This is a genomic window from Bradyrhizobium sp. URHC0002, assembly GCF_054059515.1.
This window is the reverse complement of the sequence record NZ_JBSSCF010000001.1, coordinates 5,631,773-5,645,820: the sequence shown is the minus strand read 5'-3', so window position 1 is coordinate 5,645,820 and position 14,048 is coordinate 5,631,773. Positions and strand designations below refer to the sequence as shown.

Sequence of the window (14,048 nt, the reverse complement as noted above, 5' to 3'; positions counted from 1 at the left end):
ATTTCGTATTTCGAGCCCCTTTACGGAAACACCAGCCGTCCGCTCTGGATGAACCACATCACGCTGGTCAGCGAGACCACGGAAGCGAAGGTTCCGATCAGCACGGCGACGGACGCCGGTTCGATCCAGGTGTTGTTCTGCCGGGCCATCACGAACACGTTCAGCGCCGGCGGCAGGGCTGCCATCAAGACCGCGGTCGCCGCCCAGGGCTGCGCGAACGGCCCGAACAGCAGCATCAAGCCGAACACGATCAGCGGATGGACCAAGAGCTTGATCGCGATCACGCCGGGCACTTCCCAGGGCACGCGATCGAACGGCCGCAACGCCACGGTGACGCCGAGCACGAACAGCGCGGTCGGCGCTGCCGCGTTCTGAAGGAACAGCAGCGTTTTATCGACCGCAACGGGCAGCTGAATATGCAGCGCGGCGGCGAGCGCTCCGGCGGCCGCCGACATGATCAGCGGATTCAGCACGATCTGCCGCGCGGCGACGCCGATCGCGTGCAGGAAGGACGGATGCTCGCGATCGGTCAGCGCCATCAACAGCGGCACGATCGAGAACAGGAAAATGCTGTCGCAGCAGAAGATCAGCGCCGTCGGCGCCGCCGCCTTGGCGCCAAGCACCGCCAGCGCCAGCCCGGGGCCCATGTAGCCGATATTGCCGTAGGCACCCGCCAACCCGGAGATCGTCGCCTTGCGTAGCGAGAGGTCGCCGATGATCCGCCCTACCACCATCGCCAGCACGAAAGCGCTGACCGTGCCGACCGTCGTTGCGATCAGGAATGGCGGGTTATTCAGTTCGGCGAACGGTGTCTCCGACATGATGCGAAACAGCAACGCCGGCAAAGAAACGTACAGCAGGAAGAAGTTCATCCAGGCGAGGCCGGATTCCGGCAGGCCCCTGGTCTTGCCGCAGGCAAAGCCGATGAAAATCAAACCAAAATAGGGAAGCGCGAGGTTGAGGATATCGGCCATCTCGGAAGCGTCTTTTTGTCAGTGATTTCTGGAGCATGGCACTGGATCCGGGCACCACGTGTAAAGGTTAATTCGTCCTATTGCCCCTAGCATCGGCCACAATCATGGTCTATTCGACGGACATGATCAAAGCGCGCACCGCCAAATTTCAGATCGGGCAGATTGTCCGCCACCGGGTGTTTTCATTCCGGGGCGTGATTTTCGATATCGATCCGGAATTCAACAATACCGAGGAGTGGTGGTTATCGATCCCCGAGGAGGTCCGGCCCCACAAGGATCAGCCGTTCTATCACTTGCTCGCGGAAAATTCGGAGTCCGAATACGTCGCCTATGTCTCCGAACAAAACCTGCTGCCGGACGATTCCGGCGAGCCGATCCGGCATTCGCAGGTGGCCGAAATTTTTGTGAAGGACAAGTCGGGCGGCTATCGCCCGCGCAACCCGTCGCTGAACTAGCAATCTTTGACCGCAATAAAAAAGGCGCCCTGCTCGGGCGCCTTTTGTGTTTTGTCGAACGACGCGGCTGTTACTTCGCCGCCGGATTGGTGCCGACACCCGCTCCCTCGAGCTTCTTGCGCTGCTCTTCAGCCCGCTTCTGCAGCTCTTCCTGCAGCTTCTTCTGGTTTTCCTCGAACACCTTCGGATCGGTCGGCGGACCGTCATAGGCCTTGGAGAATTCACCGGCCAGCGGCAGCGGCAGCGTCAGCGGCGCACCGTTGGAATTGATCGCCTGAACAACGAGATTTTGGCCCTTCTTCAGGCTGGCGATCAGCTCAGGCGTTGCTTCGTAGTCGGACATGCAACCGTTCTGGAAGCAGATGACGTAGGGGCCCTGCAGCGGCGCGTTGCTGTCGACGATGATCCGGGTTCCGTGCACGAGCTGCATGCCGAGCGGCAGGGTCACGCGCAAGAGCTTCTTCGGCTCGCCTTCCGGCTCGATGATGACGGCGGCGATGACGGGTTGGCCCGACTCGATGCGGCCGTCCTTGCCGGTGAAGCAGACCTGCTTGGCGCCGGCTTCCTGCCCCTTGAGGCAGAACTTGGTCCAGGGCGCGTAGATCAGCTGGACCTGCTGTTCCGGCGGCTGGGCAGCGGCGGCGGGCGGAGCGCCAGCCGGAGGGGCTTGCGCGGCCGGGGGAGCCGGGGCCTTGGGAGCAGCCTTCGGAGGCGCTTTCGGAGCGGCGGGCGCCGGCGCGGGCTGCTGGGCCTGCGCACCCGAAGCGATCAACATTGCCGACAATGCCGAGGCCGCCAACAGGGCCAAGATCTGCCCACGCGGCCGGATCGACCCGGCCAAGATACGGAAATTCATTGCGGAAAACCCTTTCTGAACCGCAGCGCCCGAAACCGCTACAGGCACCGACACCTAGCCGCGCTAGGGCGGCTGTCTCGTTGGCAATTGAGGCGGATACGTGACAGGTGTTCCCGCCGTTATCAATTGCCCGCCTTCAATACAGCGGCAGACGAAAAGATCAATGCCGACAGGCATCTTTGGCATTCCCCGACGGTCCGGGCCGAAGCCTATGGTAAAGCTTTCGGGTGCGCATTTTCGAATCAAATCCGTGCCCGCCTATGACCGCCTGCGGGCGTATCCTGCTACGTGTGTTGGCGTGGCTCGCCCTCGCGCTGGGTGTGACGCCGCTCGCGGCGGTCGGCGCAGCAAAGGCGGCCGAAAGCCACGCGCTGGCGATGCACGGCGCACCGGCCCTCCCCCCCGACTTCAGGCATATGCCCTACGCCAACCCCGACGCGCCGAAGGGCGGGCGGCTGGTCTGGGGCCTCCTCGGAACTTTCGACAGCCTCAATCCCCTGATCGTCCGCGGCATCGCCGTCCAGCAGACCAGGGGCTATGTGGTCGAGAGCCTGATGGCGCGCGGCAATGACGAGGCTTTCACGCTCTATGGCTTGCTGGCCAAAAGCGTCGAGACCGACGACGCGCGCAGCTACGTTACCTTCCACCTCGACCCCAAGGCGCGCTTCGCCGATGGCAAGCCGGTCACGGCGGACGACGTCCTGTTTTCGTGGGAGCTGCTGCGCGACAAGGGCCGCCCCAATCACCGGCAGTATTATTCCAAGGTCGCAAAGACCGAGTCGCCCGACCCGCTCACGGTGCGGTTCGATTTCGGCGGCGCCAATGACCGCGAGCTGCCGCTGATCCTCGGCCTGATGCCGGTCTTGCCGCGGCACGCGGTCGATCCCGCGACGTTCGAGGATACGACAATGACCGGGCCGATCGGCTCCGGCCCCTATCGCGTCACCGCCGTCAAGCCGGGGACCAGCGTCACGCTGACCCGCAATCCCGATTACTGGGGCCGCGACCTGCCGGCCAATCGCGGCTTGTGGAACTTCGACGAGATCAGGCTCGACTTCTATCGCGATTCCAACGGCCAGTTCGAAGCGTTCAAGCGCGGCCTCTATGACTTTCGGGTCGAGCACGAACCACTGCGCTGGCACGACGGCTATGATTTTCCGGCGGCCCGCAGCGGCGAAGTGATCCGCGATACCATCAAGCCCGGAATGCCGCAGCCTTCGGAACTCCTGGTGTTCAACACGCGGCGTCCGATTTTTTCCGATATCCGGGTACGTCAGGCGCTGACGCTGCTGTTCGATTTCGAGTGGATCAATCGGAATTACTTTTTCGGGCTCTATACGCGCTCAGCGGGCTTCTTCACCGGTTCGGAACTGTCTGCCTATGGCCGTCCGGCCGACGATCGCGAACGCGAGCTTTTAAAGCCGTTTGCCGAGCGCATCCGGCCCGACATTCTCGACGGCAGTTACCGCCTGCCCGTCACCGACGGATCGGGACGCGATCGGACGACGCTGCGCAGCGCGCTCAAATTGCTGTCGGAAGCCGGTTACGAGCTCGATGGAACCGTGTTGCGACAGGGTGCGACCAAAATCCCCTTCACCTTCGAAATCCTGGTGACGACGCGCGATCAGGAGCGGATCGCGCTGGCCTATCAGCGCGACCTCAAGCGCGCCGGCATCGCGGCCAGCGTTCGCGCGGTCGATCCCGTACAATTCGATCAGCGCCGGCTTGGCTACGAGTTCGACATGCTGCAGAATCGTTGGGATCAGTCGCTGTCCCCCGGCAACGAGCAGTCCTTCTACTGGGGCAGCCAGGCCGCCGACATTCCCGGCACGCGAAATTACATGGGAGCCAAGGAGCCCGCCATCGACGCCATGATTGCGGCGCTGCTCGAGGCGCGCGAGCGGGCGGCCTTCGTCTCCGCGGTGCGGGCGCTCGACCGCGCCCTGATGTCTGGCTTCTACGCTATCCCCGTTATTAACGTGGAGGAGCAATGGATCGCGCGCTGGAATCGGATAGAACAACCTGTAGCGACCGCGTTGACGGGCTACCTGCCGGAAACCTGGTGGCAGAAGCCGGGAACGAAGTGAACTCACCAAGTGATGCAACCCTCGTGACAGAGCCGAAGTAACGCCGTGACCCAGCCCACCGCCTCGCCCACGCTCGATACCTTGTTCAAACGAAACCTGGCCCGGCAGCCGGATGCGCTCGCGCTGGTCGATCCGCTGAACAAGCAGCGCATCACGGGGCAGCCGCCGAAGCGTCTCACTTTCGCGCAGGCCGACCGCATGATCTCGGCGCTATCAGCGCATTTCATCGAATCCGGCCTGCCGTCCAATTCCGTGATCGCGGTTCAGCTGCCCAACACCATCGAATTCGCGCTGACCGTGCTCGCCGCCTTCCGCGCCGGCCTCGTCGTCGCGGTGCTGCCGCTGCTCTGGCGGCAGTCGGAATTGACCATGGCGCTCAACCGCACCGCCGCGCGGGGGATCGTGACCTCCGGCAAGGTCGACGGCGTGATCTATTCCGATATCGCCATGAACGCCGCCGCCGAAGCGTTCTCGATCCGCCATGTCTGCGGTTTCGGCAGCGACCTGCCCGAAGGCATGGCCTCGCTCGACAACGCAATCTTCCGGGAATCCCTGACCACGCGCGCCGTGATTCAGGACGGCCGCAAGGCGGCGCTGATTTCCTTCGACGTCACCTCGGACGGCTTCCGGCCGGTCCCGCGCGCCCATCTCGGCCTGATTGCCGGCGGCCTTGCAATGTCGCTCGAAAGCGACGTGCCGCAAGGCGCAACCGTTCTGTCGGCCTTCTCGCCGATGTCGTTTGCGGGCCTCGCCTCGTCGCTGGCGGTATGGCTGCTGTCGGGTGGAACGCTGGTGCTGCACCATCCGTTCGACGAAGAGGCGCTGGAACAACAGGTCAACGAGCAGGCCTGCGATACGCTGATTGCACCGGCTCAACTGGCGCTGCGGCTGGACGAGATGGACCTTGCGGCGCGGATGCCAAGCCTGCGCAACGTCGTCGGCCTGTGGCGCACGCCGGAACAGGTCGGCTCCAGCGCGTGCTGGACCTCGCAACAGGCGAAGCTGACGGATGTCTATCTGTTCGGCGAGGCCGGATTGTTCGGCGCGCGCCGGATCGCGGAGGACGGCTCGCCGGCCCTGATCAAGCCCGGCCCCCACGGCGCGCCCCGCGAGTTGCCGGGATCGTCGATCGCGGGCGAGATCCTGCTGACGCCGCGCGGCACGTTGGGATTGCGCGGGCCGATGGTGCCGGTCGCGGCCTACGCACCGCCTCCGCCGACGAGCGACTCCCTGATCGCCTCACCGCCGCGCGACTACGTCGACACGGATTACGCGGCACGGCTCGACCGCGTCACCGGCGCGATCAACATCACCGCGCCGCCGTCCGGCGTCATGGCCGTCGGCGGCTACCGGTTCCTGGCGCAGGACCTGCAGGAGTGGGCACGGCGGCTCGGTCAGGGCGCGCTATTGACCGCATTGCCCGACCGCCTCAGCGGCCACCGCATCGCCGGCCGCGCGCTCGACAATGCGCGCGCCCGGGACGCGCTGACAGAACTCGGTCTTAACCCATTGATGGTGGAAGCATTCCGCGATCGGTCCGGCGCGGTCTGAGAGCCTCCGGCAGGAGCGGCGTTGACGCCGCATTAAGCGGCGCAAACTAGACTCGCTGGTTCCGATAGCGTTTTCGAGCGAAGTGGATACCGCTTCGCGTGAAGAAAACGCGTCAAAACAAAAGTTGCGCGCCTGATCCGAGTTCTCAACATGTCCCAGCAAGGTCCGATCCTCGTCGTGTCGACCGCGAGACGGCCGTCCTTTGCCGCCACGCTCGACGTCGGCAGGCTGTTTCCGGTGGTCGAGACCGAGTGGGCGGACGCGGTGCGCGCCGTCGAACAGGTGCAACCGGCCGCCGTGCTGGCTGCAACCTCCGACATCGATGCAGCCGGGCTGGCCGAGCTCGCAGCGCGGGTTGCGGCACGCCAGCCTTATCTGCCGCTGATCGCGGTCGACCCGCAGGTCCCGCATCCAGACAACGTCATTCCCTTCTTTCAGAGCCAAATCCCGCAAGCCGACACCTTGCAGACCCAAACCTTGCAAGCCCAAACCTTGCAAGCCCAAGGCGGCTCCGACCGTCTGGTGGCCCGCCTGCGTGCCGCGCTGCGCGTGCGGTCGTTGCATGCGACCGTGATGCGCCGGCTGGTGCCGGCAACGCCGATGGCGCTGTCGCATATCGATCCGGCGCGCGACGCCACCGTGCTGCTGATCGGCCGCGGCGGCGCCTATCCGACGTTGTCGGTCGAGCTTGGCGAGCGCACCGGCGTGGTGGGCGCGCTCTCGATCGAGGCGGCGGCGAAGCATCTGAACGTCAGAGACATCGACGGCATCGTGCTCGGCGAAGGTTTTAGCCCGCGCGTCATCGACGCCTTCCTCACCGTGCTGACGGAGGACGCCCGTTTCCGCAACCTTCCCGTCGTCGTGACGGCAGTCGATCTGGCACCTAGCTACGATCTGCCGAACCTCGAGGTCGTCTCCGACGATATCACCCAGGTGGTCGCGACGGTGCTGCCGCTGATCCGCCAGCATGCCTTCGAAGCGCATCTCAGCCGCACGCTGAAGGCCATCGACGCCGATGGCCTGATCGACGCGCGGACCGGCCTGCTCACCCGGGAAGCCTTCGAGCGCGACTTTGCCAGCGCCATCTACCAGACGCAGCAACGCGGCGGCGGATTGTCGGTCGCGCGCTTTGCGTTCGATCCCGAACATCCCCGCGCGCAATTCGACGGGGCGCGGATCATCAGCCGCCTGATGCGGCAAATGGATTTCGGCGCCGCCCTCGAAGGTGGCTCGGTTGTCGTGGTCTTTGCCGAAACCGACTTGAAGACGGCGCACACCATCGCGCGCCGGCTGTCGAGCGTGATGCGCCATACCAGCCACGGCCAACGCGACGCACGATCGGAGCCGGCTGTTACCGTGGCAACGCTGCTGCCGAACGATTCCGCAAAATCACTGCGGTCGCGACTCCAGGAAGAGGCGCATCGCGCGGCGTCGTAATTGTTCCGGGCGATCCGACGGGAACAACCGTTATCGTCCTGCATTGTAGATCATCAATTCTGCACTGGAGGACAATATGAAGAAAATTGCACTGATCACCGCTTCGCTGGCCATGCTTGCAAGTCCGGTTTTCGCCGAGGACGCCAAGACCGTCGGCGCGGCGCCGGCGGAAGCGAAATTCTCGACGGTGTCGAAGGACGAGATGTTCTCTTCGAAGCTGAAGGGGCTCAATGTCTATAACCAGAAGGAAGAGTCGGTCGGCGAAATCACCGACATTGCCATCAAGGGCAGCCAGGTCGACGCGCTGATCCTGTCGGTCGGCGGCTTCCTCGGCATGGGCGAGCACTATGTTGCGGTGTCGCCGTCTTCCGTCAGCGTGAAGCGCGATACCAAGAACGACAAATGGGTGGCGACGATGAACACCACCAAGGAGGCGCTGAAGGCCGCGCCGGAATTCAAGTATCCGAAGTAAGTAGACGCAATCACTGACCTCGTAGGGTGGGCAAAGGCGCGCAAGCGCCGTGCCCACCTTTCTTCTGAATGGTGGGCACGCTTGCGCTTTGCCCACCCTACGAAGCTCCTCGCGATGATGCGACGAGCTACGCCGCCTTCTTGCTCTCGGCGAGATTGGCGAGTTGCCGCAGGATCTCGGTCGTGCCCATCAACCGCTCCTCCGGCGTCTTCCATACCTGGAGGAACACTACCTTCATGTCGGGTCGCACCTTGGCGGCCTGGCCGTGCTGGCGGATAAAGAACACCAGCCGGTCCGGCTGCGCGAACTTGTTCTCGCGGAAGGTGATGACCGCGCCCTTCGGTCCGGCATCGACCTTCTCGACGTTGGCTCTGCGGCAATAAGCCTTGATGGCCGCGACCTTGAAGAGATAGCGGACTTCGTCCGGCAGTACACCGAAGCGATCGCGCATCTCGGCGGCGAAATTGTCGATCTCCTCGTCGGTCTCGAGATCGGCGAGCCGCCGGTACAGCGACAGCCGCACCGCGAGATCGTTGACGTAATCCTCGGGGATCAGCACCGGCATGCCGATGGTGATCTGCGGCGACCAGCGATCGGCGGCAGGCTCCGCTACGCCGGCCTTGAGGTTGAGGATCGCCTCCTCCAGCATCGATTGATAGAGCTCGAAGCCGACTTCCTTGATGTGGCCGGACTGCTCCTCGCCGAGCAAATTTCCGGCGCCTCTGATATCAAGGTCGTGCGAGGCGAGCTGGAAGCCCGCGCCCAGCGTTTCCAGCGACTGCAGCACCTTCAGCCGCCGCTCGGCCTGTCCGGTGATCTTCTGCTGCGCCGGCAGCGTGAACAGAGCATAGGCCCGCAGCTTCGAGCGCCCCACCCGGCCGCGCAGCTGATAGAGCTGCGCCAGTCCGAACATATCGGCGCGGTGCACGATCAGCGTGTTGGCGGTCGGGATATCGAGCCCGGACTCGATGATCGTGGTCGAAAGCAGGACATCGTATTTGCCGTCGTAGAACGCCGACATGATGTCTTCGATCACGGTCGGCGGCATCTGGCCGTGGGCGACCGCGACCTTCATCTCCGGCACGTTCTTGTCGAGGAAATCCTTGACGCTGGCGAGGTCCTCGATCCGCGGCACGACGTAGAACGCCTGCCCGCCGCGGTAGCGTTCGCGCAGCAGCGCCTCGCGGATCATCAGGGGATCGTGCGGCGCCACGAAAGTCCGCACCGCCAGTCGGTCCACCGGAGGCGAGGCGATGATCGAGAGATCGCGCACGCCGGTCAGCGCCAACTGCAGCGTACGCGGGATCGGCGTGGCGCTCAGCGTCAGCACATGCACCTGGGCACGCAGTTGCTTCAGCCGCTCCTTGTGGCTGACGCCAAAGTGCTGTTCCTCGTCGACGATCAGCAGACCCAAATCCCTGAACTTGATCGCCTTGCCGAGCAGCGCATGGGTGCCGACCACGATGTCGACATTGCCGTCGGTCAACCCCTTCTTGACCTGCGTCAGTTCTTTTGCCGGGATCAGCCGCGATGCCTGCGCGACGTTGACGGGAAAGCCGCGAAAGCGTTCGGCAAAATTCTTGCTGTGTTGCCGGGCCAAGAGCGTGGTCGGGACCACGACGGCGACCTGCTTGCCCTCTAGCGCGACCGCAAATGCTGCGCGCAGCGCCACCTCGGTCTTGCCGAAGCCGACGTCGCCGCAGATCAGGCGGTCCATCGGGCGGCCGCTTTCGAGATCCTTCAGCGTGGACGTGATGGCCCCTAACTGATCTTCGGTCTCCTCATAGGGGAAGCGCGCGCAGAACTCGTCATAGACATGCGGCTGCACCGGCATTTTCGGCGCTTCGTGCAAATGCCGCTCGGCCGCGATCTTGATCAACTCGCCGGCGATCTCGCGGATGCGGTTCTTGAGCTTTGCCTTGCGCGCCTGCCAACCGCCGCCACCCAGCCTGTCGAGTTCGACATTGGCGTGGTCGGAGCCGTAGCGTGACAGCAGTTCGATGTTTTCAACGGGGAGGAACAGCTTTGTTTCGGCGGCATAGTGCAGTTCGAGGCAGTCATGCGGCGCCCCGCCCACCTCGATCGTCTGCAGCCCGACAAAGCGTCCGATGCCGTGCTCGACGTGGACAACGAGATCGCCGGTCGAAAGGCTCGTGACTTCGGAGATGAAGTTATCGAGCTTGCGGCTCGACTTGCGCGGCCGCACCAGGCGGTCGCCGAGGATGTCCTGCTCGCTGATGACGGCGAATTCGTCGGTCTCGAAACCGCTCTCCATGCCGACAACCGCCAGCATGGCCTCGTTGCGCGGCGTCGCCTGCACCGTACGCCAGGCGTTGACGCTGGTGAGGTTGGCAAGCTTGTGATCGCGCAGCATGCTGCCCATGCGGTCCCTGGAGCCTTCACTCCACAGCGTGATCACCACCTTCTTGCGTTGCGCCTGCAACGCCAGCACGTGCGCCACCACGGCTTCGAACACGTTGACCGAACCATCGGCGCGCTCGGGCGTAAAGTTGCGGCCCTGCCGCGCGCCGGCGTCGAACACATCGGCGCTGCCCTCAGGCACCGCAAATGGCGTGAGCCGCGCCAGTGCCGCCTCATTCAGACGCTCGGTCCACTCAGCTTCCGTCAGATAGAGCCGATCCGGCGGCAACGGCTTGTAGATCGCGCCACCGCCTGGATGTTCCAGCGCCTCGCGCCTCGCCTCGTAATAGTCCGCGATCTGCTTGAAGCGCTCGCGGGCGGCGTCCTCGCTCTGGGGCTCGATCGCGACCGGCGCGCCGTCGAGATAGTCGAACAGCGTATCCATCCGTTCCTGGAACAGCGGCAGCCAATGCTCCATGCCGGGATGGCGGCGCCCCTCGCTGACCGCTTCATAGAGCAGATCGTCGCGCTGCGGTGCACCGAAGGTCGCCACATAGCCCATGCGAAAGCGGCGGATGGTTTCGGTGACGAGCTGGAATTCCGAGACCGGAACCAGATCGAGCGCGCGCATGTCGAGCAGCGTGCGCTGGGTTTCCGCGTCGAAGGTGCGGATCGATTCGAGAGAGTCGCCGAAGAAGTCGAACCGTACGGGTTGGTCGAGCCCGGCCGGAAACAAATCGAGGATACCGCCGCGCACGGCGTATTCGCCGGGCTCGCGCACAGTCGAGGAGCGGTTGTAGCCATTGTGCTCCAGCCAGGCCACGATCGAGTCCATCGGCACGACATGGCCGGGCGCCACCGACAGCGCCTGCGCTGCCACCATTTCGCGCGCCGGCACGCGCTGCACGATGGCATTGACGGTGGTGAGCACGATCAGCGGTTTGTCGCTGCCCTGCAGGCGCGACAGCCGCGCCAGCGTGGTCAGCCGCTGCGCCAGAATGCCGCCGTGCGGCGATACCCTGTCATAGGGCTGGCAGTCCCAGGCCGGAAACTGCATCACGGGCAAGTCAGGCGCGAAGAATTCCAGCGCCCGCGCGAGCTGCTGCATGCGCGGACCGTCGCGGCAAACGACCGCAAGGCTCACCGCCGGCGGTTTTGGCCGTGCCGCCACCGCGCGGGCGAGGTCCGAGATGACGAGCCCCTCGGCGCCTTCGGCAACGTTGGCAAAGGTCAGCGCACGGCCGGGGGCCAGCAGCGCGGCAGGCGATTTGACAGGCGACTTCATGCGTCGTGATCCACGGCGCGAAACGCCTTGATGCGGTCGAACAGCGCGGTCGCATATTCCGGATCGAGCGGCGTGTCCCCAATCAGCGCGGCATAGAGATCGGGATCGGGCACCTCGATCAGGCGCTCGAGTTCGGCCAGTTCGTCATCGCCCATGCCCGAAATCTCGGCATCCGCAAAGCGGCCGAGGATGAGATCCATCTCGCGGGTACCGCGATGCCAGCAACGGAACAAAAGCCGCTTGCGGCGGTCGTCGAGGCCGCTGCTTGATCTTGTCGTACCCGTCATTGTCCCATTCCGTTTCGAACGCCAAAAGCCCGGACATGCCGGGCGGGGTTGATATAGCCCTCGCACCGGGGAATGTCAGTAGCGTTTCACCCACAGGCCCATGTGAAAGTGGCGTGTGCTGCTCGCACAGCAGCCCGTTGCGCGCGCAACTCCCGCGTGGATTCCTACGTTGCTCGCGCCCCTCGCCCGTGGGGGACTTGCAGCTTTTCCATTTCGCCGCTATGTGTCTGCCGCGATCGGCGGCCGATTTTGGCACGATCATCACGGAGAAGGCTCGATGACACTGTCTCGCCGCCCCGTCGAGGGCATCGCCTAAGGGCGCGTGCGTTAGCCGCGCCGCTTGGGAGCTCGCGCGCTTAAGTCAGCGATATCTGCGCGCGCCGACGATTCTCAATCTCCTGAAAGCACCTCAATGGGCACTTCCCCAAAGGTGGACGGCTGCGCGCCGATCCACGTCTTCGCCTCGTCCAAATCCTGGATCGAGGGTAACGCCACGCTTCAACTCCAACAGGTCGCCGCATTGCGCGGCGTCCGGGCGGTCGCGGCCATGCCGGATCTCCATCCCGGCAAATATGGTCCGGTCGGCTGCGCCGTTCTGGCTGATCGCATTCACCCGCAACTGGTCGGCTCCGACATCGGTTGCGGCATGGGCCTGTTCGAGCTCGATATCGCTGCGCGCAAGCTGCGGCTCGACCAGCTGGCCGAGCGTTTGCACGCGCTCGATCAGCCGTGGGATGGCGACACGGATAGCGTCCTGGCTGACGCAGGTCTTTCCGCCACCGCCTTTGCTGCCTCGCTCGGCAGCATCGGCGGCGGCAACCATTTCTGCGAATTCCAGGCCATCGAGGAAATCCTTGCGCCTGACATCGCCGCGCAAGCGGGGCTCGACCGTGACCATGCCTATGTCCTGGTCCATTCGGGTTCGCGAGGCCTCGGTTACTCGATCCTGGAGCGCGTCCTCCTGAATGGGCAGACGGCGCTTGATCCTGCCAGCGACGAAGGCCGCGCGTACTTGGACGCACATGACCACGCGGTGCGGTGGGCAAGGCTCAATCGCCGCATCATCGCGGAACGGGCTGCAGCGGCCGCGCGTGCGGATCTGCGTCCCATCAACGATCTGCCACACAACATGGTCGAGCGTGCGCGCAGCCAAGACGGCAACGTCATGGCGCTGCACCGGAAGGGAGCGGCAGCTTCCGATCGCGGGCTGGTGCCCGTGCCGGGATCGCGCGGGACACTGTCGTATCTGGTGCAGCCGCTGGCGGCGATGCGAACCGAGGCCCTCGCCTCACTCGCACATGGCGCGGGCCGCAAGTACGATCGCGGCTCCATGCACGGCCGCGTTCGGGTCAAGAAATCCGACGTGGCGCGGCTGGAACGCAATCCCTATGGCGGCATCGTCGTCTGCGGGGATCGCGGCCTGCTCGCGGAGGAGGCGCCGGAGGCCTACAAGAACATCGAACGCGTCATCGCCGATCTGGTGGAGTTCGGCCTGGCGCGCGTCGTGGCGACGTTCCGACCGCTGGTGACCTTCAAGAAGGCGCAGTCGAATGCCGCAGCCGGCGGAGCGAAACGGGAGAAATCCTGGAAGGAGGATCGCCGATGATCCGACTTCTCTTCACCAGCGGACGCGGTCCGGCGGAATGCCGGATCGCGGTCCGCAAGGCTGTTGCAGCGCTTGCTGCAGAAGCTGCTTCGATCGGACTCGAGACCGACTGCCTGGAAGGCCCGAATACGGACGGGCATGGCCCGGCCTCGGCCATCGTGGTCATCCATGGTGATGCCGCGTCGGCGTTCGCGCGGCCGTGGGTCGGCGCAATCCAGTGGGTGGCGCAAAGCCCGCTCCGGCCGCATCACAAGCGGAAGAACTGGTTCATCGGCGTGTTCGAGCTTCCGGCGCTGCCGGATGCACCGAAGGCGCTCGCGCTCCAGGATGTTCGCTTTGAAGCCTTCCGCGCCGGCGGCCCCGGCGGCCAGCATCAGAACAAGACCGAGAGCGCCGTCCGCGCAACCCACATCGCGAGCGGCCTTTCCGTCGTGGCGCGGGAGGAGCGCTCGCAGCACCGAAACAAGGCGCTGGCATTGGAGCGAATGGCAGCGCTGCTCAAGTTGCAGGGCGAGTTGCAAGCGATCACCGCGCAGAACGATGCGCATGCGGCGCATGATCGCCTCGAGCGCGGGCGGCCGGTGAAGCGGTTCAAGGGCCCCCGCTTCCGCGCGTCATAATCGTTGAACCCGGCTCGAAAAAAGCCGTGGACGTCTCGTCCAAACCCGCGCATGACG

At 64.6% G+C, this 14,048-nt stretch carries 11 protein-coding genes; 7 read left to right on the top strand and 4 right to left on the bottom strand.

The window, feature by feature from the left end:
• Nucleotides 1-20 precede the first annotated feature (20 nt).
• Nucleotides 21-974, bottom strand: a complete 954-nt coding sequence (locus ACVWVY_RS27550; RefSeq protein ID WP_456629316.1) for an AEC family transporter — start codon at nt 972-974, stop codon at nt 21-23.
• A gap of 122 nt (nt 975-1,096) precedes the next feature.
• Between ACVWVY_RS27550 and hspQ the strand changes: the two genes are divergently transcribed.
• Nucleotides 1,097-1,429 (top strand): heat shock protein HspQ, encoded by a 333-nt coding sequence (hspQ, locus tag ACVWVY_RS27545; protein ID WP_027537766.1) that lies wholly within the window; start codon nt 1,097-1,099, stop codon nt 1,427-1,429.
• Between the two features lie 70 nt (nt 1,430-1,499).
• Here the strand turns inward: hspQ and ACVWVY_RS27540 are convergent, their stop codons facing one another.
• Nucleotides 1,500-2,285 carry an invasion associated locus B family protein gene (locus ACVWVY_RS27540; protein ID WP_456629315.1) on the bottom strand — a complete coding sequence of 262 codons (786 nt, stop codon included), beginning with the start codon at nt 2,283-2,285 and terminating at the stop codon, nt 1,500-1,502.
• 260 nt (nt 2,286-2,545) lie between these two features.
• Between ACVWVY_RS27540 and ACVWVY_RS27535 the strand changes: the two genes are divergently transcribed.
• The 4 genes from ACVWVY_RS27535 to ACVWVY_RS27520 all read left to right on the top strand — a co-directional run bounded on the left by ACVWVY_RS27535 (nt 2,546) and on the right by ACVWVY_RS27520 (nt 7,832).
• A complete protein-coding gene (locus ACVWVY_RS27535) occupies nt 2,546-4,372 on the top strand; it encodes an extracellular solute-binding protein (RefSeq protein ID WP_456629314.1) in 1,827 nt (608 codons plus the stop codon).
• Between the two features lie 45 nt (nt 4,373-4,417).
• Nucleotides 4,418-5,923, top strand: coding sequence for an AMP-binding protein (locus tag ACVWVY_RS27530; RefSeq protein ID WP_456629313.1), 1,506 nt, complete (start codon nt 4,418-4,420; stop codon nt 5,921-5,923).
• Nucleotides 5,924-6,073: 150 nt separating this feature from the next.
• Nucleotides 6,074-7,360 (top strand): GGDEF domain-containing protein, encoded by a 1,287-nt coding sequence (locus ACVWVY_RS27525; RefSeq protein ID WP_456629312.1) that lies wholly within the window; start codon nt 6,074-6,076, stop codon nt 7,358-7,360.
• Between the two features lie 76 nt (nt 7,361-7,436).
• Nucleotides 7,437-7,832 carry a PRC-barrel domain-containing protein gene (locus tag ACVWVY_RS27520; RefSeq protein WP_456629311.1) on the top strand — a complete coding sequence of 132 codons (396 nt, stop codon included), beginning with the start codon at nt 7,437-7,439 and terminating at the stop codon, nt 7,830-7,832.
• Nucleotides 7,833-7,959: 127 nt separating this feature from the next.
• Here ACVWVY_RS27520 and mfd read toward each other — a convergent pair whose 3' ends face one another.
• Both mfd and ACVWVY_RS27510 read right to left on the bottom strand, forming a co-directional pair.
• Nucleotides 7,960-11,478 carry a transcription-repair coupling factor gene (gene mfd, locus ACVWVY_RS27515; RefSeq protein WP_456629310.1) on the bottom strand — a complete coding sequence of 1,173 codons (3,519 nt, stop codon included), beginning with the start codon at nt 11,476-11,478 and terminating at the stop codon, nt 7,960-7,962.
• Entirely contained in the window at nt 11,475-11,765 is a 291-nt protein-coding gene (locus ACVWVY_RS27510; RefSeq protein WP_456629309.1) for an FAD assembly factor SdhE, read from the bottom strand. Before ACVWVY_RS27510 ends, mfd begins: the two co-directional genes overlap by 4 nt.
• 412 nt (nt 11,766-12,177) lie before the next feature.
• On the opposite strand from ACVWVY_RS27510, the gene ACVWVY_RS27505 reads away from it, so the two are divergent.
• Nucleotides 12,178-13,371: an RNA ligase RtcB family protein gene (locus tag ACVWVY_RS27505; RefSeq protein ID WP_456629308.1), complete on the top strand. Its 1,194-nt coding sequence runs from the start codon at nt 12,178-12,180 to the stop codon at nt 13,369-13,371.
• Nucleotides 13,368-13,991: a peptide chain release factor H gene (prfH, locus tag ACVWVY_RS27500; protein WP_456629307.1), complete on the top strand. Its 624-nt coding sequence runs from the start codon at nt 13,368-13,370 to the stop codon at nt 13,989-13,991. Before ACVWVY_RS27505 ends, prfH begins: the two co-directional genes overlap by 4 nt.
• Nucleotides 13,992-14,048 lie beyond the last annotated feature (57 nt).

Coding starts and splice junctions, on each gene's coding strand:
- ACVWVY_RS27550 (WP_456629316.1), bottom strand. CDS start 974: ATGGCCGATATCCTCAACCTCGCGCTTCCCTATTTTGGTTTGATTTTC.
- hspQ (WP_027537766.1), top strand. CDS start 1,097: ATGATCAAAGCGCGCACCGCCAAATTTCAGATCGGGCAGATTGTCCGC.
- ACVWVY_RS27540 (WP_456629315.1), bottom strand. CDS start 2,285: ATGAATTTCCGTATCTTGGCCGGGTCGATCCGGCCGCGTGGGCAGATC.
- ACVWVY_RS27535 (WP_456629314.1), top strand. CDS start 2,546: ATGACCGCCTGCGGGCGTATCCTGCTACGTGTGTTGGCGTGGCTCGCC.
- ACVWVY_RS27525 (WP_456629312.1), top strand. CDS start 6,074: ATGTCCCAGCAAGGTCCGATCCTCGTCGTGTCGACCGCGAGACGGCCG.
- ACVWVY_RS27520 (WP_456629311.1), top strand. CDS start 7,437: ATGAAGAAAATTGCACTGATCACCGCTTCGCTGGCCATGCTTGCAAGT.
- mfd (WP_456629310.1), bottom strand. CDS start 11,478: ATGAAGTCGCCTGTCAAATCGCCTGCCGCGCTGCTGGCCCCCGGCCGT.
- ACVWVY_RS27510 (WP_456629309.1), bottom strand. CDS start 11,765: ATGACGGGTACGACAAGATCAAGCAGCGGCCTCGACGACCGCCGCAAG.
- ACVWVY_RS27505 (WP_456629308.1), top strand. CDS start 12,178: ATGGGCACTTCCCCAAAGGTGGACGGCTGCGCGCCGATCCACGTCTTC.
- prfH (WP_456629307.1), top strand. CDS start 13,368: ATGATCCGACTTCTCTTCACCAGCGGACGCGGTCCGGCGGAATGCCGG.